The sequence below is a fragment of the Sphingobacterium sp. SGL-16 genome, from assembly GCF_011043515.1.
Taxonomy (GTDB): domain Bacteria; phylum Bacteroidota; class Bacteroidia; order Sphingobacteriales; family Sphingobacteriaceae; genus Sphingobacterium; species Sphingobacterium litopenaei.
Genome location: NZ_JAAKGQ010000004.1, coordinates 78607 through 102810 on the forward strand (window position 1 = coordinate 78607; position 24204 = coordinate 102810).

Below are 24204 nucleotides of genomic sequence, written 5' to 3' on the forward strand. Positions count from 1 at the left end.
AATAGTTTAACTTTTGCGTTTGAATACGGGTACAGTAGAACACGGTTCACCGTACATGATGCTTTTGGCTACATGAGTAAGGCGTGAAGTAAAAGTGACGAAAGCACTTTCGGGAATGAATATATCCCCACAACCTTTTACTACTACACGCTGATCCTGATATTGGGAATAATCAATAGCATTGATAGCTAAAGTATATTGTTCGCGAATTACATCATCTTTTGTTCCAAAAGTAATGGATTTAGCAAAAGGTGTTAATTTGTTCGACAGAATCATATATGCCCATGTCGGTACAATAGCGTCAGTGGAGCACGTGATTCCGATATGCTTATCTTGATATTGAGACCAATCGTGTTCTTTTACAAAATCACGGAAATCTTTTTCACGTAATATAAGTCCGTGAAATAAATTATTTTTTATATCGTATACGATGATATCTTCCTGATTTGGTGAATACTTTGCCAAATCTATCGTTAACAACCCACTTTGAGCTACCTTGTTGACAATGTTTTCTTGAATTTCCATATTCTCTAAAAATAAAATAGCCGAACACCTTAGGTGTTCGGCTATAAAAATAATTATAATATCTTAATAAAATCTAATACGATTGTCATCAATATCAGCATTGTCCATCAACGCTTTAAAGATAGATCCCCATGAACGTTGTTGTTTCGCTGCCAACAATTGTTTTTGTTGTGCTTTGCGTTCAGATTCTACCATCTCTTTAGGATTTACAAAGCTAGAAACTTGAACAGCGTAAACGCCTTGCGTACCCTCGATGCTTTTTGAAGGTTTGTTAGGTTGTAAACCAAATACAGTACCTACTACTGCGCTTTCGAAAGAAACACCAGGAATTACTGGGTTAGCTAATACGATGTTTTCAACATTGATAGCAGATTTACCCAATTTTTGAGCTACTTGATCAATCGATGTAGCACCATTCAACGCGTTATTCATTTTTTCTTTCAACATACGCGCTTTCACTAGGTTTGTTACACCCAATTGAATTTCTGATTTGATAGCTTCTAATGGTTGGATACCTTTAGGGCTTACAGATACAGTTTTAGTAAGGATAAAGTGATCGTTTGATTCAAAAATTTTGTCTGTTACGTCGCCAGCTTTTGATTCATACACCCATCTTACTAATTCTCTAGGAACTTCAACACCATTTAACGTATTGTCCATAGCACGTAGGCGGACAGATCTTTCTGCAGTTAAATTATGTTTTTTAGCAACATCAGCAAAGTTTTTGCTGTTAATTTCCGAAAGGATGTTGTTTGCTTTTGTATAAGCTGCATCTGTAGTTTCTTTACCTGCTACGATTGCTTTATCAACTACAGCAACTTTAACGATTTTAGAGTTACCGATATGTTTTTCAATTTTCAATACGTGAACACCGAATTGAGATTCCACTACGACAACATCACCAGGTTTATTGTTGAAAGCAGCTTCTTCAAAAGGACCAACCATTTGACCTCTTGTAAATGTACCTAAATCACCACCATTTACTTTGCTTGCTTGATCCTGGCTAAATTCAATAGCTAAAGTTTCGAATTTTTCGCCTTTTGCTAATAAGCCTTTGATCGAATCAGCTTTCGCTTTTGCTTTTTCAACACCACCTTCAGCAGCTGCGTTTAACAAGATATGACTTGCTTTTACTGAATCAGCACTGAATTTAGAATCTATTACTTTTGCGATCTCATAGTGACCGTTTGAAGCGTAAGGGCCTACTGTAGTACCTACAGGTACATTAAATACCACTGAATCTAAAGCTGCGCTTAATTGACCTTTTTTGTAGTAAGTAACAGGCGCTTTGTTGTCCGAATTAATAGTTACGAATGAAGAATCATTTTTCGAAGCGCTTAATTCTTGTTTTAATGATTGGATAGATGCGAGAGTAGCCGCTGAATCTTTTTTCGTAGGTCTTGCATCGATCAAAATATATTCTACAGCACGAGTTTCTTCTTCGTTTCTGAATAAGTTTTTGTTTTTATCGTAATACTCTTTGTAATCAGCTTCAGTTAATTTGATTTCAGCCTCGTTTACAGAAGAGTAATCCAAAAGAACATATTTGAAATTAGCCAATTTATTTTTAGCTGTGTATTCATCTTGTGCTTCTAATGCTGTAACGTATACAGATGAACCTACTAAATTGGAATATTTTTCAGCTAATCTTTGTGAACGGATTTGCTCTAACATGCTTTCCCATTGTTGAGCAATTTGAGGATTTGATTTTGCTTCAGTAATTACTTGAGCTAAATAAGTTCTATCGAATTGACCAGTTTGAGGATTAGTGAAAGCCTGTACGATTTGTTGTGCTGGATTTGGACCAGAAATCAAATCATTCAATTCTTTTTTCCCTAATGTAATACCTACTTTTTCAATTTCAGAATTCAACAATTCTTGAGAAACCATTTGATTCCAAACTTGCTGAACAGCAAAATTTTTGATTTGCGGTGTTTCAGCACCTCCCATTTGTTGTTGATACTGATTGGAAGTTTGCTCTACCAACGCATTAAAATGTTGGTAATCGATACTGTTTCCATTGATGTTCCCTACTTCATTTTGCTTTTGAGCCCAAAATGGTGCTCCTGATCTTAAAGCATCACCTAGCAAAAACGCAACAATTGCTAAACCGATAACGAAGATTACTAATCCCGCGCGGTTACGCAAATTACCCATTAATCCCATATTCCGTAATTTGTATTTATGTGTTTGTTCTTTAGTTATTTAATTGACTTTGTTTTTAAACAAGGCGCAAGATACAATTTTTATAAAAAAAAAGCATATAAAATATATGCTAATTCAAAACATCTTTTTTAGTTTTTTGTTATACCAGATTTTATTGCCCAAAAGCAGGTAGCTGGCTATTGTTAGATGGTAGATAAAAACCTGTCATATTTTCACCTTGGATATTTTTAAAATCTGTATCTGAACGGAAAGAAGTGGCTTGCATACTACCTCTAGCGTCCTTAAAATCCATCGTAATGGGTACAGAGTTGTAATATATCTTTTGGTTTTCGTCGTAAAAAATCTCTTCAGATTTGATCACAGAACCATCAGCCATATTGATAACCACATTTTTGCGAAACTCCGTAATGCCTTGTAAAGCACGCTGAATTCCGTAATCCGAACGAATTCTTTGGGTTTCTTTTCCAGTAGCATCATAAAAAATAATTTGGAGGCCTTTCTCGAATTCGTAATTGTTGTTCTTGCCTTGCGTGGTATCGTGATAGATTTTCATTTCAGGACCTGTCAACTGTGCTTTTACGACTGCGGAATCGCTATATATGATTTTAACATCTTTATATAAATCGACAGCTTCTTCGGCTTTGATGTTTTCAATCGCATTAATATCCTTCATCTCATTCTCACAGGCCGTAAACAGCAAAATCCCTATTACACACAAAGCGAATAGGGATGCCATATTTTGTTTGCGGAATTTATTAATCATAGCTTCTTCTTTGGAACCAAAGATCATTGATATTAAATCCTACACTAATATTGATATAGCGCTCACGCACTAAGTTATTGTTCAATGTACCTTGTTGACCAAATTCAGCCGAAATATTAATTCTAGAAGAAGTACGGCCAAAATTTGTTTCAGGAAGAGGAAGACCAAAACCTACTGTTACTGCCATATCATCTATACGTGTACTGTTGGTCGTGATGTGTCCTTGATTATATCTTACGCCTAATCTATAATCCACGATATCCCAATATCTATTTGAACTAGCATCTGGTTTCCATTGACCACCTAAAGCAACACCGTAGTTTTTGCCTAGAGGTGCTTCGCCGGCACGAGTTTGGTATTCAGTCCAATCTGCGTATTTGAAATCTGCGCCAATCATCCAATCATAACCTTTAGATACTGTAATACCCACGCTATGTTTCATTGGAAGGTTGATATTACGTGTTCTATCGCCTACTTGAGGAAGAGAATCTAAGGCTACATTTTCGAAGTCTTCATCCAAAGATGGTTGCGTACGCGTGATCAACTGCGAAGTATTCTCTTTTACTGTGTTATTAAGCGACCCGGAATAGCCTAAAGTTATATTGTGCTTTTTGCTAACAGGAAACGAATATTGTGCACCATAATCTACGATTAAACCACGAACCAAACGTGTCACTTGACTCTTAGCATTTAAAGAATTATAATCGTAAGGAAAACTTACAGTAAGATTATCTTTTAATTCACCAAATAGAAAACCTGCGTTACCACCGATACTGAATCCTTTGAAAGGAGAAAAACCATAACCTACAAAAGCTTTATTCAGACCACCTTCACCTTCTTTTGATTGGCGGGTAGTGATTGTTCCCATGGTACGAGTTTCAGTGATGTTGTAACCCAGATCAGAGTATGGCATCAATCCAAACGCAATACCATGATTACGTGCAACAGCAAAACCAAATCCAAAATGTGAAAAGGCAAAGTCCGCTGTGTTGTCTTGCGCAGTACCTTTATTCAATTGCGTGATATTTCCGTAAAGACCTGCGTCCAAAATGGTTCTGTTCAATCCTGAATAACTTGCAGGATTGGCGATGTTCAGAATAGGCAAACCAGCTTGATATCTTACGGCAGTAGAAATACCACCCATGGAACGTGTTTGTGGCAACAAATCTTCGCGCATCTGCCCAATACCAAATTTAGAATAGGGCGAATGCGAAGTAGTTTCTTGAGCGAAAGTCTGTGTTCCCGACAACAACAATGCTGTTCCGAGCATAACTTTTATCGCTTTTTTGGCACTCAATATGTTTGACTGTCTATACATATATTTATTAAAATCCGATATTGGACTATTCTTTTATACTGTTAGGTCAATAATAATACTAACTTTTATTGGATACAAAACTATTTATTTTTAAATGAATACCTGAGTCTATTTTGTTAAAAAAGGTTAATCATTTAAATATTAATTCATTACATAAATTGGAAATAAATAATTGTTGCAACGATTATAATGTAAATACTTTCATAAAGCCATTTTATTTTAGCGTAGGCAAAATAATAGGCCAAATAAATAGCCAACGGCGGCGCACATAATAAAAAATGGTTAATTGTAATTTGGCTATTCAGGTAAAATGATCCAATAATCAAAAGTAGCATATAGAACAACAATTGAAAGGCTTTTCTGATATGAACTATACTTCTGAAATATTGATCTTTCAAGACCAAAAGAAACAATAACATTGCAATTCCTACAGGAAAAACAACAAAATAATCGTGATAATCAACCTTTAGTCCAGTAGGCAAGGAATTGACGAAAGGCTTAAATATTTCCAAGAATTCATCCCATCGATCCACCCAATAATAAGCCACGCCCAATAAGAAATAGATCACGCTAAAGCCCAAAATAGGTGTTACCCATTCACGCCATATAAAAGGTCTGAATATGATTAAAGCTATCCATAACAACATCAGCATGACGATGAATGGAAAGTAAATCAGACTTCCTAAAGCTACAATCATACCCAAATCAAACATCAACGTTTTGACATCAGCTTGTTTATACATATTGAATAATTTGCCCATCATCCATATAGTGATGAAATTGCAAATCAACGTAGGAGATAGCACCAAAAACGGCAAAAACAAACTCACTAATGTCATAAACATCAGTGCTGTTAAGAAAGTAGGTTTGCCTAAAAAATTGAAGTGGTTGATAACTTTATTGAGGAGAAAAGCTTGTAACAACGTCAAGACTAATGTGATTAACACATTAGATTGAGGTTCAAGATTTTTTCCAAATTCAATGTTAAGGAGATTATCAACAGCAGGTTCTAGAAAGAAAGGTTTGAGTTCTGCAGGCAAATGAAAAAAAGCCCCCAAACACAGTATAGTTCCCACGGCACATACCCAAAATATGTTGATAGGGGTGAATTTTCTGTGTTGATTGATAATCATAGTTTTGGCAAATCAAAAAATTGGAAAGACTATTTGTCTTCCAATTTTTTTACTTTTTTGTCAATGGTGAATAAATAAATATACATACCAATTACAATTGTCAAGATTACGCCGACTACAACCCAAATCTTTCCCGAACTTCTCAATCCTGTAGCCATTTCTACCGTGTTGTCTTGAGCAAAAGTGCATATAGAGAATAGCACGAATGCTAATGCAAGGCTAATTTTTTTCATTCTACTATTTATTGAATTTTATTTGCTTTGTTTTCTAATAGACGTAGTCTGTAACGTAATGTACAAACCCATGAACCAGTCAATATCCAGCCAATTACAGCTGTGTAAAATACAGGACGCATGTAATTGTCCATGTCTAAGTCTCCAAATGTGGAGTTGCCACCATTTCCTGGATGCAAAGAATCTGTTAATTTGGGCAAGATGTACAACAATACGACCATTATAGGGAAGGCGAAGATGTTGTATACAGCGGATATTTTAGCGCGTTTTTGTTCTTCATCCAAGGCATTTCTCAATACCAAATACGCCAAATACATTAATGTAGCGATAGCCGAACCATTTAATTTCGGATCATTTGGCCATGGCTCTCCCCAGGTAATATTTGCCCATTGCATACCTGTCAAAAGACCGAAAGCACAGAAAATAATTCCTGTGTTCACAGCTTCGACTGCAAGCATATCATGTTTTATGTCTCCACTATTCAAATATTTGATACTGTTTATTACAGAGATCAAATACAGTGTCAACATGGTAAACCACATAGGCACGTGAAAATAAACGTTACGAATGGATTCATTTAGAATGTGAAGCTCGGGTACAGGACCGATAAAACCAGCGACAACAGACGCACTTACCATACACGCCGCAAGGATTTTCCACCAATTTTTTCTCATTATTTACTAATAATTTTAATCCCTCCAAAGGTAAGGAAATAACAATAAAGAAATAGTAATAGTTATGACATTAATTGCGAGTAATACCGCGATTTCACCGTAGCTAATTCCGCGATCTAATCCTTGTAATGCATTGTTCGACAACTTAATCAATACTATTAGTAAAGGTATAATGACAGGGAAAGCCAGAATCGCCATTATAGTACTATTATTGCCTGTCTTAGAACTAATGCCAGATACCATCGTAAAGACTGTAGCAAAACTGATGCTTCCTAACAAAACCGCTACAAAGTAAAGTAGGGCATCACCAACAGGGTTTTTGAAGATTACAGAATAGGTGAAATAAGCAATAATAGACAGTAACACCATGAGAATAGTGTTATAAATAATTTTCGAAAGAATGATTGCTTTGGGGCCTGTAATAGAATAATAATACAATTGTCGGTATTGACTTTCTTGGACGAAAGAACGACTTATAGCATTAATAGAGGCAAAAAGTAGAATAATCCAAAAAAGGGCATTCCACATTAAAGCATTATCTACAGTTTTGAATGCTTGATAGCAAACAAAAACTGTAGATACTACATATAGAAATATGCTATTGATAGCATGTTTTGATCGCCATTCTAAGATAAGATCTTTATGGACTAAAGTTTTGACTTCTTTCAAAAGACTCATGTGCTACAAAGATACACATAATTTGAAATTAGCCGATTGAATGCTAGATTAAGCGTTCGAAATATCTGATTTTGCTTTGTCAGCAATATCTTCTGCTTGATTAGCTAATCCTTGCGCAGCATCTGAAGCTTTGTTTGCCCATGAAGAAGCTTTGTCAGATACTTTGTCTAATACACTTTTACTTGCGTCTTTCGCTTTTGATTTAAGATTTTCTAATTCTTCTTTTGCACTTGCAGCCAATTTTGAAGCTTTTTTAGATTCTTTTTTGGAAAGCTCTTTTAGGGATTTCGTTAAATCTTTGATGCCACAATTTGCTTTATCTAAAGTTTTTTTACCGTCTTCTGTCGCTAATAAATAATAAGCAGCTGTACCCACCGCAAGACCTAATAATGCAAATGCTACTAATCCGTTTTTATTTTTCATAATATTGAAATTTTGAATGTATATATAATGACTACCTATTTAGTGTCTTTATAAAACAAGCATCATTCCAAAAAGTTTTGAGATTATTGCATTAACATTATTTAACTTTCCACTGTGCGTTTAGCGGATTGTAAAGTGTATAAATGATGGTAAAGTCCTGACCCTTTAGCTAATAATTCATCGTGATTACCAAACTCTGCTACTACACCGTCTTCTACTACAACGATGTTGTCTGCATTTTTAATGGTAGATAGTCGGTGAGCGATGATAATAGAAGTACGATTTTTCATCAACTCTTCTAAAGCTTCTTGAACTAATCTTTCGGATTCTGAATCTAAGGCAGAAGTAGCCTCATCTAAGATTAAAATGGAAGGATCTTTTAATAAAGCTCTTGCTATAGCAATGCGTTGACGTTGTCCGCCAGATAATTTTACCCCACGTTCGCCTACAATAGTATCATATCCTTCTGGAAAACCCATAATGAAGTCGTGTGCATTCGCGCGTTTTGCAGCTTCAATAATACTTTCAGGATTGGCATCCAGACGGCCGTAATTGATGTTTTCACGAATAGTTCCTCCAAATAAGAGGACATCTTGAGGTACGATAGCCACTTGATTACGAATATCGGTTAATGAATATTGGGAAGCGTCCAAATCATCGTATAAGATTTGGCCTTTCGTAGGATTATAGAATTGTAAGATTAAAGAGGCAATAGTAGATTTACCAGCGCCACTAGGCCCCACAATTGCTATCTTATCTCCCGCATTAGCTATAAATGAAATGTCTTTTAGAATATTAATATCAGGTCTAGATGGATAAGCAAATTGTACAGAAGAAAATGTCAACTTACCCGCAATAGGTTTAATGATGTCTTTGTTATCCTCGTTAACGATGATGTTTTCGGTCTTCTCATTCAAAATCTCAATCACACGTTCACTTGCTCCCAATGCTTTTTGAATACCAGCATATAATTCTGGGAAGCTTCCCATAGAACCAGCTACAAACATGGAATACAAAATGTAAGTGGTTAAATCACCTACTGTTATTTCGCCAGTAGAGACTAAGGATGCACCATACCAAATTACCGCGATTACAGCACCGAAAATACAGAAGATGATAAATGAAGCGAACAAGCCTCTGAAAGTAGCACCTTTAATAGCTAGCTTCACCACATTATCTAATTTTTTGCTGTATCGTTGTGCTTCATAAAATTCATTTACAAACGCTTTAACATTGGAAATACCTAATAAGGTTTCTTGTACTATACTATTGGAATCCGCTAACTGATCTTGAGTTTGGCGTGATAGATTACGAATAAATCTTCCGAAGAAAATTGCTGTAACTACCAAAATTGGTAATATACTTAAATTCATTAAGGCCAATTTTGGTGAAACCCAAACCAATAATAACACACCGATCAAAAGGCTTAACATTTGTCTGATTATTTCAGCTAAAGTCGTTGTTAACGTATCTTGGATTTGAGATAAATCAGAAGATAATCTGCTGTTTAATTCCCCAACTCTTCTATTTGCAAAAAAATCGACAGGAAGAGTTATAAGTTTTAGGTAAGAATCACGTCTGATGTGGGCTAGAGCTTTCTCTGCAATTTCTACAAATAGTCGAATGCGAAAGAAAGACATTATCGACATGAATAATAAAATACTCAAAGATAAAGCGCCAATGTAAAAAACGCTTGGCTCTAACCACGGATAGATTTGCTTTCCTTGAGCTGCATCGATCATGGCTCCTAGCAAAGCTGGAAACGTTAGCATTGTCAAGCTTGAAAGTACCAAAAATACCATCCCCATAGCAAACTTGAACTTAAAAGGCTTCAGGTATGTAAAAATTTCTAAAGCTTTTTTTACTAGTTCCTTGCTAATTTTTGGTTTTGGTAATTCTTCAGCTTGGGTATTGCCACTATTCAGTCTTTGTCTAGCCATTTTCGTTAACTCAATGCTTATTTAATGGCGACAAATGTACATATATTCCCAATGGATGACATCAGACTTTCGTCACATTTTTCGATTTCAATTGCTTGTATTGGTATAGTAAACCCAAAATAAGTGCAACTATTATCAAAATAAATACATAAATATACTTGCTGCTATTGAGATCTTCTTCTTCCAATGATTTGATTTTATCTTTTAACTTGTCATTTTCAGCCTGCAATTTTGAGATTGTTTTCATATAGGCTGTGACTTGCTGATCATATTCGTTCGCCAGCTGCTCATAGCGTTCTTTTTCACTGTCTTTTAGATCCAAAAGTTTGCGTGTTTCTATGAAAATATTATTGTCTGTGACGACGATTTGTTTTAAAATATCAATGGATTTCTGCATGTCATTTTTGGATTTGAAGAGACCAAAAATTCCAGTCTTTTGTTGAAGTGAAACATCATATTCTCCAAATTTCTGATTACGTGCATTTAGTAGATTATTGACACGCTTGCGTTGATCCTCGAAAGAAGTGGAATTGTCTAAAGGAGATTGAGCTAATAAAGAAGTTGTAGTGGTGAATAAAATTAAAAGTGCAAAAAGCAAGTTTTTCATTTGTTACGATTTTGTTCTTGATTAAGACTTGACTGTTTAGGTTTAGTTTAATTTTTTTTTTGGATTGTAGCAATCCAAAAATGTATATCGTTTTACAGATATACTAAACAACCAGATTATGAATTTAATAAAATCTTTTTTATTTATTGGGCTTGCTATGAGCGTATTGCTGGGTTGCGACAAAGTGGAGAGTAATACTTATTTCAAAACTCGTTTGCCTGTCTTTGAAAAGATGTCGGTTATTCGCACTCAAATGACATCAGTAGTCGAGCCGCAAGCTATCGAGCAAACAGGTAAAATCTATATTTTCAAGGATTACTTATTCATAAATGAGCCAATGAAGGGGATTCATATTTTTAATAATGTAAACCCTTCCAATCCAAGCGCAGTTGCTTTCTTGAATATTCCTGGAAATGTGGACATGGCTGTAAAAGACAACGTGCTTTATGCAGATAGCTATGTAGATTTATTAGCCTTTGATTTATCTAATCCTACAAAACCAACATTATTGAATCGTATTGAAGAGGTTTTCAAGAATGTCTATCAATATGATTATGAAAATCAAACATTGAACAGTGTAGTGGTGAGGTATGTGGATACGGTAGTGAGTAGAGAATACTTTCGGACTTATAATCCTTATATAAACTATTATAAAGAGACAGTGAATTACTCCAATTCCGATGGTGGAGGAAGTTATGGTCAAGGAGGTTCGATGGCGAGATTTACCTTAGCCAATGAACACTTGTATGCTGTAGATCATTCATCTATGAACTTATTTGATGTTTCGGACAAAACGAAACCATCATTTAAGAAAAATATTAAGTTGGGGTGGGGTATCGAAACCATCTTTCCTTATAAAGACAATCTTTTCATCGGAACAAATTCAGGGATGTATATTTATAATATCGAAGATGCTTCAGCACCAAAAGAATTATCGAGATATGAGCACGTTCGTGCTTGCGATCCTGTCGTGGTAAATGACGATTATGCTTTTGTCACGTTGCGCACAGGTGCAGTTTGCGCAGGCATTGTAAATGTTTTAGAAGTAGTAGATATTAAAGATTTGAAAGCCCCCAAATTAGTGAAGACTTTTCAAATGCAAAATCCTCATGGCTTAGGATTGTCAGGAGATGTATTGTATATCTGTGAAGGTAAATATGGATTTAAAAGTTTTGAGGCGTCGGATGTAAACAATATTGGCTATTCGCCAATCGAGCATCTGTCTCAATTAAACAGCACTGATGTGATTCCAGGTCCAAAATCCTTAATCATAATAGGAGAGAAGGGTGTGTGTCAATATGATTATTCGAACAAAAAGTCTTTGAAATTATTAAGTTGTATATCTGTAAAACCTATTCAAGATTAATATGCGCATTTCTCTTTATTTGATTCTGATCTTGATGGGGATTAGTTCTGGTTATGGACAGACAAAAAAATATTTAACCCAGCTTGAAGGTGGAATTTTAACTTACGGCGTTGCTACAAAAGAGTTGGGGTATTCCTTTAGAGGAATAAGTTCTTATGATATTTCACCAAGTGCCTATTTTGGAATAGGAAGTGGCTATGAGCAATATATGTTCAATGAAGTGGATGATAAAACGTTCAAGTTAATACCCATATTTATTCAAGCTAAATATATATTAAAACCAGAAAAAAGGACATCATTATTTGGAGCTTTTGATTTAGGGTATGGTATTAATTTGAATAAGAAAGAAGTGTCTAATCTCTCCAAAATATCTTATGAAGGAGGTGCGCTCGCTTCTCCTCAACTTGGGATACATTGGAAATCCAAACGAAATAAAGAATATTTTAGTTTGGCAATTGGTTACAAATACCAAGTTTTAAAAGAAGATAATTATTACAACTACCGGTGGACTGAAGATTCACCTGTATTGTGGAATGCTGATAATTCACTCCTACAAGGATATGATAACTACTCTTATGATAAGTATCATATGCATCGGTTATCTGTTATGCTGGGATTTGGGTTTTAATTAAGATATAAACTCAATCATAATCATTTCATCGGGATAAAGTCCCAATAAAGTGCTGGCGTTACCTTTGTTGATAGCGATTTCTAGGAAGTTGGATATTCCAAAAAGACATAGCTTTTCACCTTCGGAAACTTCATTGTAATGCCAGCTCATTTTGTTGATGGTCTCGTTACGCTTGAAGTGCAAGATAAAATTACGTCCTTTTTGGACTTGATTGAACAAATCTTTACTGATATTGCTGATTACATTGCCAAAAGAATCAATATAGGAGACGTGACCTTTGATAATATTTCCTTCTATAATAGGGAGTAAGGTTACCTTTTGAAGAGGCGCATCAATTTTAGTTCCCAGCTCGGCAATATCTTTTCCCGAAGCGATGTGACAAGCTGCTTTAACTAATATATCGGCCAAAGGAAAATGTAAGAAGCGAAGATCTTGCATGATTTCAATTTCATACAATTCTTCTGCTTGGTCTTCACCCAAAATAATACTGAAAATACCATTATCGGCACCTACGAAATAATGTCCGTTGTATTTCATGGCAATATAACGACTACCTTCTTGAAATACTGTGTCTATACCGATAAGATGAACGGTGTTTTTCGGGAAATAATGATAGGCATTTTGCAATACAAAAGCCGCATTTTGAATATTAAATGAAGGGATTTCATGCGTGATATCAATTAATCTGACATCAGGAAGCAAAGAGATGATGCTTCCTTTAAGTGCCGCTTGATAAAAATCGCGATACCCAAGATCAGTTGTTAATGTAATTACACTCATGTTTGTTTGTTAGTGCGCTAAGAGAGACGCGCTATAGCTATTCCTTAATATTTTCTAAAAACAGATTACAAAGGTATAAAAACTACCCATGTTAATACCTCATATTTCTTCAAAATAATGAATATTTTTTAGAATTAGTGAGAGTCAGAATATTAGTTTGTATTTTTGTTTAGTAAGATAAAAATCATTTATCGATGTAAACAAAGATATTTATCTTTACTATGAAACCATTACACTAAAAATATAAAAGTTTGGGTGAATTAATAATCAATTTGGACGGCGTCAACTTAGCTTCGCTTTGGGGTGCGCAAAACGAGAATTTTGAGTCTATTAAAGAAAGATTCCCAAAATTGCGTTTGATAGCTAGGGGTACAGAACTTAAGGTGCTAGGTGAAGATAATGAACAGAAATCTTTTGAAACTGTATTCTCTACCATTATAGATCACGTTTCTAAATACCACAATCTTGAGCCTATTCAATTAGAAGAACTTTTGGGCGTTAAACCAAGTGCGGAATCAGTTGCTGAAAAAGAAAAGACAGATGCTTCTGCAGCATTGAAAGGTGAACCCATCGTCTATGGTCCTAATGGGCTAATTGTACGTGCGCGTACGCCAAACCAACGTAAGATGGTGGATAGTATCAATAAGAATGATATTTTGTTTGCTATTGGTCCTGCAGGTACGGGTAAAACATATACAGCAGTAGCGTTAGCTGTTCGTGCTTTGCGCAATAAGGAAATAAAACGTATTATCTTAACTCGTCCGGCTGTGGAAGCAGGAGAGAATCTAGGCTTTTTGCCTGGAGATTTGAAAGAGAAAGTGGATCCGTATTTGAGACCTTTGTACGATGCCCTTGACGATATGATTCCTGCTGAAAAGTTGAAAGGTTATTTGGAAAACAGAACTATCGAAGTTGCGCCTTTAGCTTTCATGCGTGGCCGTACACTGGACAACTGTTTTGTGATTTTAGACGAGGCTCAAAATGCTACCGATATGCAATTGAAAATGTTTCTAACGCGTATGGGACCTACAGCCAAATTTATTGTAACAGGTGACTTGACACAGATCGACTTACCTAAGAAAAATCAATCTGGTTTAGCCACAGCTGTGAAGATATTAGATGGCATCCAAGGGATTGACATCGTCCACCTAACAGGGAGTGATGTGGTACGTCACAAATTGGTGAAACGTATTTTGGAAGCTTACGGAGATTTGAACAATAATAAATAAATATACAAGACATCACAAGATGTCATATTAAATAAGATGAGTGCGATAAAAGAAACTAATTTTCAGTTTGACAAACAAACTGCTTTTTACAGAGGTAAGGTAAGAGATGTTTACACGATTGACAATGAGTATTTGGTAATGGTCGCATCAGACCGTATTTCGGCTTTTGATGTGGTATTGCCTAGACCAATTCCTTACAAAGGGCAGGTGTTAAATCAAATTGCTGCTAAGTTTTTAAAAGCTACGGAAGATATTCTCCCAAACTGGGTGATTTCAGTACCAGATCCTTCGGCTACAGTAGGTCATATGTGTGAACCATTCAAAGTGGAGATGGTGATACGTGGTTATATGTCAGGTCATGCTTGGCGTATCTACCGCGATGGTGGTCGCGAATTGTGTGGTGTAACTTTACCAGAAGGTTTGAAAGAAAACGATAAGTTTCCAGAACCTATTATTACCCCAACAACTAAGGCTGCAGTAGGTCATGACGAAGATATTTCAAAAGAAGATATTATCGCGCAAGGGGTTGTAAGTCAAGAGGATTACGAGCAATTAGAGAAATTTGCGCATGCATTATTCCAAAGAGGTACGGAAATTGCTAAAGAAAGAGGACTGATATTAGTAGACACGAAATATGAGTTTGGTAAGAAGGATGGAAAAATCTATTTAATGGACGAAATTCATACACCAGATTCATCGCGTTATTTCTACCTAGAAGGATATGAGGAAAGACAAGCCAATGGAGAACCGCAAAAACAACTTTCTAAAGAGTTTGTGCGTCAATGGTTAATTGAGAATGGTTTCCAAGGAAAAGAAGGTCAACAAGTACCTGAAATGACTGACGAAATTGTTCAATCTATCTCTGAGCGTTATATTGAGCTGTATGAGCATATAACAGGTGAGAAATTCCAATATCCTGCTGATGGCGAAGTATTAGCGCGTGTTGAAAGTAATATCAATAAGGCATTATTGGAATTATAAAAAACAACACACTTCATTATGAGATACACAATTGATAAGCACGAGCGATATGTAGTTATCGAACCGTTGCGTGAAATTATTGATGGCGTTGCTGCCAATTATTTAAAAGGTGAGTTCATGTTGCGGAATACCGCCGGACAGCGTAATATTGTGTTAGATCTTAATTTGGTAAAGGAAATTAGCGAAGAGGGTATCCGAATGGGACTTTTAGCACATCGTTTGTGTCATGCTGTTGGTGGAGATTTTATCATTATAAATATTAATCCACAAGTGATGCAAACGCTAAAAGCTTTAGGTTTGGATCAACACTTTACTATTCTGAAGTCAATCGCCGCAGCGGAGGATTTGATTTTTGGGAATGAACTTAAGCGTGACGTAATAGGAGGATAAATATTTTATGAGATTTGAAGTTTTGATTTTGGGGAACAGTTCGGCTACACCTATGTTTGAACGCCATCCAACCGCCCAAATAATAAATTTCAATGAACAGATATTCTTAATAGATTGTGGTGAGGGTACGCAAATGCAATTACACCGTTATGGTGTAAAAAGCAATAAAATATCGCATATTTTCATCAGTCACTTACATGGAGATCACTATTTGGGATTAGTAGGTTTGTTGTCATCAATGAACTTACACGGTCGCTATAGTGATCTTCATTTATATGGTCCAGCGCCATTGATTGATATTATTAATCTTCAGCTGAAGCATTCGGAAACATACTTACAATACAATCTTATTTTTCATGCGACTAATCCTGAAAAAGAAGAATTGATTTTTCAGAATAATACGATTTGTGTTACTTCATTTCCTTTGAAACATCGAGTTCCTACCACAGGATTCCGATTTGATGAGGCGCAAAGAAGCGCTTCGTTGATCCGTGAGAAAATCCAGCATCTCAATATGCCTACTGTTTTCTTTCAGCAGTTAAAAAAAGGAATTGACTGTGTGGATTTGGATGGAACAGTATATAAGGCTTCTGAATTAACTAAACCAGCACCTGCACCACGCAGCTATGCATTCTGTTCGGATACAAGAGCATTCGAATCGTATGTTTCTAGCATTCAAAATGTGGATTTACTGTATCATGAAAGTACTTTTATGCATGATATGTTACCACGTGCAATAGAAACGTTTCATAGCACCTGTTTAGAAGCTGCACTAATCGCTAAACAAGTGGGAGCTAAAAAATTATTGCTTGGGCATTACTCCGCCCGCTACCGCGAACTAACTCCATTACTTGAGGAGGCAAAATTAGAATTTGTCAATACAGAGTTGAGTTCAGAAGGAAAATGGTATAATGTCTAGCGTTTTTGTGGATTTTTCACCATCTTTACGCCAAAATTTTAACAGGCTCTTATTATGTCTTTTAACTTAGAAAATCTTTTACGGGACAACATCAAGAAATTGGTCCCATATTCTTCCGCTCGTGATGAGTTCAAAGGAGAAGCGTCGGTATTGTTGGATGCGAATGAAAATTCATTTGGTTCACCATTATCGCATCATTACAACCGCTATCCAGACCCATTGCAGCATCAAGTTAAAAGCAAACTTTCTTCTATCAAAGGCGTACCAGCAGACAATATTTTCTTAGGAAATGGTAGCGATGAGGCTATTGATATTTTGTACAGAGCTTTTTGTAAGCCAGGAGTGGACAATGTGATTTTGGTTCCGCCGACTTACGGTATGTATGAGGTTTCTGCGAATATCAATGATGTCGAGATTCGTAAAGTAAATCTTTCTCCAGACTATCAGTTGAATTTGGATGGTATTGCGGCAGCAATTGATGCGAATACAAAATTGATTTTCATCTGTTCACCAAATAACCCAACAGGAAATAGCATTCGTCGCCAAGATATAGAAACGGTATTGACGAATTTTGACGGAATCGTGGTGATTGATGAAGCGTATATCAATTTCTCAAAACAACGTTCGTTCACACAAGAATTGAACGAATTTCCGAATTTGGTTATTCTTCAGACTTTGTCAAAAGCTTGGGGATTAGCGGCATTACGTTTGGGTATGGCTTTCGCCAGCAAAGAAATAATTGCTGTATTTAATAAGATAAAACCTCCTTATAATATCAACCAAGCTACACAAGACTTAGTATTGGAAGCTTTGGGAAATGTAGAACAAGTAAATACTTGGATTAAAGATACGGTTGCAGAACGTGAAAAATTGGTTGAAGCGTTGGCAACAATTGAGCAAATCCACCACATCACACCTTCTGATGCGAACTTTATCTTGGCTAAATTGGTAGAACCACGTGAATTGTATAACTTCTTAGTAAATAAAGGAATTATTGTACGTGATCGTTCGAAAGTGGAGTTGTGTGAAGGATGTCTACGAATCACTGTAGGTACAGCGGACGAAAATGTTAAATTAATAGAGGCTATCAAGCAATTTTATATATAACTAACCATGGCAGATTTGATTAAAAGAGTTTTATTTATTGACCGTGATGGCACTTTAATCTTAGAGCCCGAAGACCAACAAATAGATTCTTTTGCAAAATTGAAGTTTTATCCAGGCGCATTGCAGTATCTTCCGCGTATTGCGAAGGAGCTGGATTTTGAAATAGTATTGGTGTCGAATCAAGATGGTTTGGGTACAGACTCACATCCTGAAGCGAACTTTTGGCCAGTACATCATTTTATTATTGAAACATTAGCTGGTGAAGGTGTAACTTTTGCCAAAGAACATATTGACCGTACTTTCCCGCATGAAAATGCACCTACACGTAAGCCAGGAATTGGTATGTTAGGTGAATATTTTGATGCTACAAAATATAACTTGGCCGAATCATTCGTCATCGGTGACCGCGTAAATGATGTGAAATTAGCTCAAAATTTAGACGCTAAAGCTATCTGGTTGCGTAATAATGATGAGTTGGGTAAGCATGAAGGAGTTGAATTTTCGGAGGAGTTTATAGCTTTAGAAACTTCGGACTGGAAAGCGATTTACGAATTCTTAAAATTAGGAACACGTACTGGCGAGCACCACCGCAAAACAAATGAGACTGATATTTATATCAAGTTGAATTTGGATGGCTCGGGAAAAGCGGATATCGATACAGGTTTACCTTTCTTCGACCATATGTTGGACCAAATCGCACGTCACGGTGCTATTGACCTAACTGTGAAAGCGAAAGGTGATTTGCATATTGATGAGCATCATACGATCGAAGATACAGGTATCGCTTTAGGTGAAATCTTTTTGAAAGTTTTAGGCGATAAACGTGGAATTGAACGTTATTCTTATACCTTGCCAATGGACGATTGTCTAGCGCAGGTAGCTTTAGACTTCGGTGGACGTAACTGGATTGTGTGGGATGCGGAATTCAAACGTGAAAAAATCGGAGATATGCCGACAGAAATGTTTTTCCATTTCTTCAAATCATTCTCTGATGCTTCGAAATCAAATTTGAATATCAAAGCAGAAGGCGATAACGAGCACCACAAGATAGAAGCGATTTTCAAAGCTTTTGCGAAGTCAATCAAAAAAGCTGTACGCCGCGACGCAGACAATATGCAGTTGCCAAGTACGAAGGGAGTTTTATAGTATTGAGAATTGAGTACTGAGAATTGCGTACTTAGCCAATTTAGTCTTGATACGCAATACGCAATACTCACTACTTCATAAATATGATTGGAATTGTAAATTACGGAGCAGGGAATATATTTTCATTGACGGCGGCGTTGGATAGAATCCAAGTAGAGCATGGAATGATTAATACCCAAGAAGACTTCGAAAAATATAGCCACATTATTATTCCAGGTGTGGGACATGCTGGTGCTGCAATGAAAAAGTTGCAGGATACAGGCTTGGTGGATACCATTTTGGCATTACAAAAACCTGTATTGGGTATTTGTGTGGGCATGCAGCTGATGACTTCTTTCTCGGAAGAAGGGAATGCAGATATGCTGAACATTTTCCCTGTTAAAACGTTACACTTTGACAAACGTATAGGAGCTAAAGTTCCGCATATGGGTTGGAACAGTGTTCGCGAAGAAAACAACAGTCCACTTTTTACGGATATTCCAGATAATAGCTACTTTTACTTTGTTCACTCTTATTTTATAGAGCGCGAAGAATCGACTGTTGCGGCAACATGTTCGTATGATTTGGATTTTGCGGCAGCATTTCAAAAAAATAACTTTTATGGCGTACAATTTCACCCAGAGAAATCGGGTAAGTTTGGCGAGCAGTTGTTATTAAATTTTTCTAAATTTTAATTAAATAAAAATATTACTATGTATATCATTCCAGCGATTGATGTTTTAGACAAGAAGGTAGTACGTCTTAGAGAAGGAAATTACCAAGACGTGACGACTTACGATATCTCTTTAGAAGAACAAATCAAAAATTACTATGCTAATGGTACTGAAATGGTACATATTATTGATTTGAACGGTGCTAAAGGCGATTTCTCCAACCAAGAATACCTTTTTGAAATTATCCAAAAAACGGATATGAAGGTACAATATGGTGGTGGTGTACGCAGTATCGAGAAAGTAAAAGAATTGGTAGATGCAGGTGTTTACCGTGTTATCGTGGGTACGCAAGCGATTACTAATCCTTCTTTCTTGGAAGAATTAGCAACCTTAAATCAAGGTCCTGTCAAATACGCAGATCACATCGTTATTGCGATTGATGTATTAGATGAGGTTATTAAATATTCAGGTTGGCTAGAAAGTTCACCAATCAAATTGGTTGAGTATATTGATAAATGTTTGGCATTAGGATTCTTCCGTTTCTTGTGTACTGATATTTCTAAAGACGGAAAATTAGGTGGCGCTGGTGTTGAGCTGTACAAAAAATTGTTAGATCACTCGCCAATTATCAAATTAATCGCTTCAGGAGGTATTTCTTCGATGAAAGATATCGAAGAATTGAACGATTTGGGGCGCATCGAATCAGTAGTGGTTGGTAAAGCGATTTACGAAAACAAAATCACGATTGAAGAGATTAAAGATTGGAATTTGAAAGCATTAATTAAATTCTAAGATGCTAGCAAAACGTATCATTCTTTGTTTGGATGTCAAAGATGGCCGTACCGTAAAAGGCGTGAACTTCGTCGACTTGCGTGATGCGGGGGATCCAGTGGAGTTGGCTTGGCAATATTCGGAACAAGGCGCTGATGAATTGGTGTTTTTGGATATTACAGCGACACACGAAAAGCGTAAAACTACTATTGACTTGGTCAAAGCAGTAGCTCGTCAGGTTAATATTCCTTTTACAATTGGTGGCGGTATCAACGAAATGCGTGATGCTGAAATCTTGTTAAATAGTGGTGCGGATAAAATTTCGATTAATTCGGCTGCAGTTCGCAATCCGCAATTGATTGATGATTTGGCAAAAGCTTTCGGAACACAATTCGTAGTTGTTGCGGTGGATACACGCTTGGTAGATGGGAAAAATTATGTGCACCTACGCGGAGGTCGTGATAAAACAGACATCGAAACAGAAAATTGGATTAAAGAAGCCGAGAGTCGTGGTGCAGGCGAAATCTTATTGACTTCGATGGACCATGATGGTACTAAGAATGGTTTTGATAATGGTTTGTTAAAGAAAATCAATGATACGATTAACATTCCATTGATTGCTTCAGGTGGTGCTGGAAATCAACAACATTTTGTGGATACATTCCAACAAGCGAATGTGGATGCTGCTTTGGCGGCTTCAGTATTCCACTACGGTGAGATATTGATTCCAGACTTGAAAGAAACATTACGTAAAAACGGTATTGTTGTTAGGTAATATTCGTTATTTCGAATGAAACGAAGTGTAGTGAGATATCTAATAACAGATTTCTCCTTATCGAAATGACGTTGATATAGATTTAGTCCTTTTAGATATAGGGCAGCAAAATAAAGAAAGCTATGATAGATTTTGAAAAAGGAAATGGACTAGTTCCAGTAATTGTCCAAGATTTTCAAACATTAGAAGTGTTGATGTTAGGCTATATGAATGAAGAGGCTTGGCAAAAGACACAACAAGAAAAGAAAGTTACATATTTCTCCAGAACGAAGAATAGATTGTGGACAAAAGGTGAGGAGAGTGGTAACTTTTTATTGGTAAAAAGCTATCATATCGACTGTGACCAAGACACTATTTTAATCAAAGCAGAGCCTGTAGGTCCTACTTGTCATACCGGTTCACGCAGTTGTTTTAATACAGAATATAATCAAAACTTTTTGTTGGAATTAGAACGTATTGTGAACAATCGTTTTGAATTTCCTTCGGAAGATTCTTATGTAAATCGCTTACGCAAAAAAGGTCTTAATAAGATCGCACAGAAAGTAGGGGAAGAAGGTGTGGAGACTGTTATTGCTGCTTTAGCTGAAACAGAAACTGATTTGATTAATGAAGCGTCAGATTTGCTGTTTCACTTAATTGTATTATTACGTGCAAAAGGTCTTTCGTTAGAGACTGTCGCTAAAAATTTAGAAAGTAGACATCAGTAAGACATTCTTAAGATGATATTCTTATAAAAGTGCCGTATCTTCGTACGGCACTTTTTATTTTATATATATGGTAGAAGTTACATTAGAAAACACGTTGATTGGACATCAGAATCCTATTTATACATTGGCTGTTGATGAGCAAAATGGTTTGTTGTATTCAGCAGGTAATGATAAGGGAATTGTTGAATGGGATTTGAATACTATGAAGTTCAAACGTGTTTTGTGTACAGTACCATCTTCTGTTTATAACTTATGTTTTATTCCAGAGAAAGATTTGTTAGTCGCAACTTTACGAACAGGTGGTATCTTGGTTATTCGGAAATCTGAACCTGAATTAGTTGCGAAATTAGCAGTTGAAAAAGGCGCGGCTTTTGTAGTTAAAGCTATTCTTACCAAAAATGAGTTGCTAGCAATCGATGAATATGGAAAAGCTTACGTGTGGAATTTAGATAATTTTGAATTATTGTATTCATTCAAAGTATCAAATACAACAGTTCGTAGTTTAGCTTTGGATGAAAAGAATCAGACTCTAGCGGTAGGTGATAAGAATGGCTATATTCATTTATTTGATACTCGTGATTATCATAAAATTAATTCTGCTCCAATTCATACGCAATCCGTAACAAGTTTAGCTTTTGTAGATGGTTTCTTGATTTCAGGAGGTCGTGATGCCAAGATGTATAAGACTTCTGTTACTGATTTATCAAAAGTAGCCGAAGTGACGCCGCATATGTTTACAGTATATGGAATAATTCCGTTAGGTGAATCAATTTTTGCTACAGTAAGTCGTGATAAGACTATCAAAGTTTGGGATACTGAATTTAAATTGCAGAAAAATATTTCTAGAGATAGAGGTATAGATTCTCATCATTTATCCATTAATTCTGCTGTATATAATAGTTCGTTACAACTTTTATGTACTGCTGGAGACGATAAGTTGGTAAAGGTGTGGAAACTTACTTTCTAATCTTGCATTAAATAGAATTTTCGTTTTTTATAGATTAAGTAGACCACAGTAAAAATTGACCAAAATAATATCAGGACAAAAGTATATCGCATCATGGTATGATTAAGGTTGGAGGTTTCGCTTTGCATATTGTAATAATAAGATCCTAAAATACCTGTAGTATATCCAACCAAAATAGCTGGTAGTTTACAAAGCATGGCTTTATACCAAATAAAACCAAAACTGGTTAGGATAAAAATTAGCGCAAGATAGAATAGGATGTCGTGGTCGGCTGGTAATCTTAAAATTTTATTTAAAGTGGGGATTCCATTAAATCCTAATAAATAAACAAACCATCCGCTATACAAGCCCAATGAAGTTCTGGTGAAAATATGTATATACGTAGGATTATCAACATCTCGTATTCTGAATATCATATTTAATTTCACGAGCGAATAATATGTCACTAAACTGCATAAATACGCGATTAACAAATAATTATTCACTTTAAATACCATACTCATACCCAAGAATAATTGGTTTATTATCATCCAATTTCCAGACTTTTCGATTTGTTGTGCTAAGGGAGCATCTTCTTCACTTTCTCTTTTTAATAAAATACAATAGAAAACAGCTGTCAGAACCAAGCCAATAGTAATCACCTTCCAAATGTTGAAAGTCGAAATATGCGGAGTAAGGTAGGACCAATTCGTCGAAAAGGTTTCATAAATGGATAATCCATATACTTTCTTATCATCTATTATTATAATCCAAAAGCAATTAATAACAATAAATAATAAGTTTAGAAAAGCTATTTGTTTCGCACTTTTCATTTAGGTAAATAATCGTCTATTCTGTCAATAGTTAGTTAGCTTAGTAAATTTAATATTTCTTTAAGATATTTTTCGTCTATTTTATCAAAATAATTTAATAACTCACTATCCACATCCAATACCCCCATTAAATTTTCACCTAGATAAAAAGGAATAACTATTTCAGATTTAGAAAGCGAACTGCACGCAATATGTCCTGGAAATTCCTCTACATTTGGAACAATTAGTGTTTCTTCTTGTGCCCATGAAGTGCCACATACTCCTCTGTTGTAAGCAATACGAGTACAAGCAACAGGCCCTTGAAATGGACCTAACACTAATTCATTTTCCTTCACTAAATAAAATCCTACCCAAAAGAAGTTAAACTGCTCTTTTAGTGCTGCGGCAATATTTGCAAGATTAGCAATCAAATCCGTTTCTCCAGTTAATAATGCTTTGATTTGAGGTACTAAACTTTTGTATTGTTCTTCTCTATCTCCTGAAATGATTTTTAAGTCTTCCGCCATACAT

The 24204-nt window shown here is 35.9% G+C and carries 27 protein-coding genes; 13 read left to right on the plus strand and 14 right to left on the minus strand.

Going from position 1 to position 24204, the window contains the following annotated elements; all coding sequences use genetic code 11:
* Positions 1–6: 6 nt before the first annotated feature.
* From G5B32_RS02730 to G5B32_RS02780, 11 genes are all read right to left on the minus strand, one after another.
* On the minus strand, positions 7–525 hold the full coding sequence (locus tag G5B32_RS02730) for a DUF2480 family protein (protein WP_165290023.1): 519 nt from the start codon (positions 523–525) through the stop codon (positions 7–9).
* A gap of 63 nt (positions 526–588) precedes the next feature.
* Entirely contained in the window at positions 589–2691 is a 2103-nt protein-coding gene (locus G5B32_RS02735) for a SurA N-terminal domain-containing protein (protein ID WP_165290024.1), read from the minus strand.
* 151 nt (positions 2692–2842) lie between these two features.
* Complete coding sequence (gene lptC, locus G5B32_RS02740; protein ID WP_165290025.1) at positions 2843–3454, minus strand: LPS export ABC transporter periplasmic protein LptC; 612 nt, start codon at positions 3452–3454, stop codon at positions 2843–2845.
* Positions 3447–4724, minus strand: coding sequence for a hypothetical protein (locus G5B32_RS02745; RefSeq protein ID WP_190301256.1), 1278 nt, complete (start codon positions 4722–4724; stop codon positions 3447–3449). The genes lptC and G5B32_RS02745 overlap by 8 nt, the downstream gene beginning before the upstream one ends.
* Positions 4725–4921: 197 nt before the next feature.
* Positions 4922–5905 carry a DUF6427 family protein gene (locus G5B32_RS02750; RefSeq protein ID WP_165290027.1) on the minus strand — a complete coding sequence of 328 codons (984 nt, stop codon included), beginning with the start codon at positions 5903–5905 and terminating at the stop codon, positions 4922–4924.
* Positions 5906–5934: 29 nt separating this feature from the next.
* Positions 5935–6138 (minus strand): CcmD family protein, encoded by a 204-nt coding sequence (locus G5B32_RS02755; protein ID WP_165290028.1) that lies wholly within the window; start codon positions 6136–6138, stop codon positions 5935–5937.
* An 8-nt stretch (positions 6139–6146) separates the two neighbouring features.
* Entirely contained in the window at positions 6147–6812 is a 666-nt protein-coding gene (ccsA, locus tag G5B32_RS02760) for a cytochrome c biogenesis protein (RefSeq protein ID WP_165290029.1), read from the minus strand.
* 15 nt (positions 6813–6827) lie between these two features.
* The gene (locus G5B32_RS02765) at positions 6828–7490 is read right to left on the minus strand and encodes a heme exporter protein CcmB (protein ID WP_165290030.1); all 663 of its coding nucleotides are present in this window, start codon (positions 7488–7490) and stop codon (positions 6828–6830) included.
* 48 nt (positions 7491–7538) lie between these two features.
* A complete protein-coding gene (locus G5B32_RS02770; protein WP_165290031.1) occupies positions 7539–7913 on the minus strand; it encodes a YtxH domain-containing protein in 375 nt (124 codons plus the stop codon).
* A gap of 101 nt (positions 7914–8014) precedes the next feature.
* Positions 8015–9853: an ABC transporter ATP-binding protein gene (locus tag G5B32_RS02775; protein WP_165290032.1), complete on the minus strand. Its 1839-nt coding sequence runs from the start codon at positions 9851–9853 to the stop codon at positions 8015–8017.
* A gap of 61 nt (positions 9854–9914) precedes the next feature.
* Positions 9915–10460 carry a hypothetical protein gene (locus tag G5B32_RS02780; RefSeq protein WP_165290033.1) on the minus strand — a complete coding sequence of 182 codons (546 nt, stop codon included), beginning with the start codon at positions 10458–10460 and terminating at the stop codon, positions 9915–9917.
* 118 nt (positions 10461–10578) lie between these two features.
* Here G5B32_RS02780 and G5B32_RS02785 point away from each other — a divergent pair, with 118 nt between their 5' ends.
* Both G5B32_RS02785 and G5B32_RS02790 read left to right on the plus strand, forming a co-directional pair.
* On the plus strand, positions 10579–11826 hold the full coding sequence (locus tag G5B32_RS02785) for an LVIVD repeat-containing protein (RefSeq protein WP_165290034.1): 1248 nt from the start codon (positions 10579–10581) through the stop codon (positions 11824–11826).
* A gap of 1 nt (position 11827) precedes the next feature.
* Entirely contained in the window at positions 11828–12454 is a 627-nt protein-coding gene (locus G5B32_RS02790; RefSeq protein ID WP_165290035.1) for a hypothetical protein, read from the plus strand.
* Here the strand turns inward: G5B32_RS02790 and G5B32_RS02795 are convergent, their stop codons facing one another.
* Positions 12455–13237, minus strand: a complete 783-nt coding sequence (locus tag G5B32_RS02795; protein ID WP_165290036.1) for an S-adenosyl-l-methionine hydroxide adenosyltransferase family protein — start codon at positions 13235–13237, stop codon at positions 12455–12457. It abuts the gene before it with no gap.
* A 251-nt stretch (positions 13238–13488) separates the two neighbouring features.
* Here G5B32_RS02795 and G5B32_RS02800 point away from each other — a divergent pair, with 251 nt between their 5' ends.
* The 11 genes from G5B32_RS02800 (at position 13489) to G5B32_RS02850 (ending at position 22882) form a co-directional block, all read left to right on the plus strand.
* Entirely contained in the window at positions 13489–14466 is a 978-nt protein-coding gene (locus G5B32_RS02800) for a PhoH family protein (RefSeq protein WP_165290037.1), read from the plus strand.
* A 36-nt stretch (positions 14467–14502) separates the two neighbouring features.
* Positions 14503–15447: a phosphoribosylaminoimidazolesuccinocarboxamide synthase gene (locus G5B32_RS02805; protein WP_165290038.1), complete on the plus strand. Its 945-nt coding sequence runs from the start codon at positions 14503–14505 to the stop codon at positions 15445–15447.
* 18 nt (positions 15448–15465) lie between these two features.
* Entirely contained in the window at positions 15466–15837 is a 372-nt protein-coding gene (locus G5B32_RS02810) for an STAS domain-containing protein (protein WP_165290039.1), read from the plus strand.
* A gap of 7 nt (positions 15838–15844) precedes the next feature.
* Positions 15845–16756 carry a ribonuclease Z gene (locus G5B32_RS02815; protein WP_165290040.1) on the plus strand — a complete coding sequence of 304 codons (912 nt, stop codon included), beginning with the start codon at positions 15845–15847 and terminating at the stop codon, positions 16754–16756.
* Between the two features lie 54 nt (positions 16757–16810).
* Positions 16811–17863: a histidinol-phosphate transaminase gene (gene hisC / locus G5B32_RS02820; protein WP_165290041.1), complete on the plus strand. Its 1053-nt coding sequence runs from the start codon at positions 16811–16813 to the stop codon at positions 17861–17863.
* Positions 17864–17869: 6 nt separating this feature from the next.
* Positions 17870–19009: a bifunctional histidinol-phosphatase/imidazoleglycerol-phosphate dehydratase HisB gene (gene hisB / locus G5B32_RS02825; protein ID WP_165290042.1), complete on the plus strand. Its 1140-nt coding sequence runs from the start codon at positions 17870–17872 to the stop codon at positions 19007–19009.
* 83 nt (positions 19010–19092) lie between these two features.
* Positions 19093–19683 (plus strand): imidazole glycerol phosphate synthase subunit HisH, encoded by a 591-nt coding sequence (hisH, locus tag G5B32_RS02830; RefSeq protein WP_165290043.1) that lies wholly within the window; start codon positions 19093–19095, stop codon positions 19681–19683.
* A gap of 18 nt (positions 19684–19701) precedes the next feature.
* Positions 19702–20454 carry a HisA/HisF-related TIM barrel protein gene (locus G5B32_RS02835; RefSeq protein ID WP_165290044.1) on the plus strand — a complete coding sequence of 251 codons (753 nt, stop codon included), beginning with the start codon at positions 19702–19704 and terminating at the stop codon, positions 20452–20454.
* A gap of 1 nt (position 20455) precedes the next feature.
* A complete protein-coding gene (gene hisF, locus G5B32_RS02840) occupies positions 20456–21208 on the plus strand; it encodes an imidazole glycerol phosphate synthase subunit HisF (protein ID WP_165290045.1) in 753 nt (250 codons plus the stop codon).
* A gap of 122 nt (positions 21209–21330) precedes the next feature.
* Positions 21331–21915 (plus strand): bifunctional phosphoribosyl-AMP cyclohydrolase/phosphoribosyl-ATP diphosphatase HisIE, encoded by a 585-nt coding sequence (hisIE, locus tag G5B32_RS02845; protein ID WP_165290046.1) that lies wholly within the window; start codon positions 21331–21333, stop codon positions 21913–21915.
* 67 nt (positions 21916–21982) lie between these two features.
* Positions 21983–22882, plus strand: a complete 900-nt coding sequence (locus G5B32_RS02850; RefSeq protein ID WP_165290047.1) for a WD40 repeat domain-containing protein — start codon at positions 21983–21985, stop codon at positions 22880–22882.
* Here G5B32_RS02850 and G5B32_RS02855 read toward each other — a convergent pair.
* The gene (locus tag G5B32_RS02855; RefSeq protein WP_165290048.1) at positions 22879–23694 is read right to left on the minus strand and encodes a hypothetical protein; all 816 of its coding nucleotides are present in this window, start codon (positions 23692–23694) and stop codon (positions 22879–22881) included. The two genes, G5B32_RS02850 and G5B32_RS02855, sit on opposite strands and share 4 nt — an antisense overlap.
* Positions 23695–23729: 35 nt before the next feature.
* The gene (locus G5B32_RS02860; protein ID WP_165290049.1) at positions 23730–24200 is read right to left on the minus strand and encodes a GAF domain-containing protein; all 471 of its coding nucleotides are present in this window, start codon (positions 24198–24200) and stop codon (positions 23730–23732) included.
* Positions 24201–24204 lie beyond the last annotated feature (4 nt).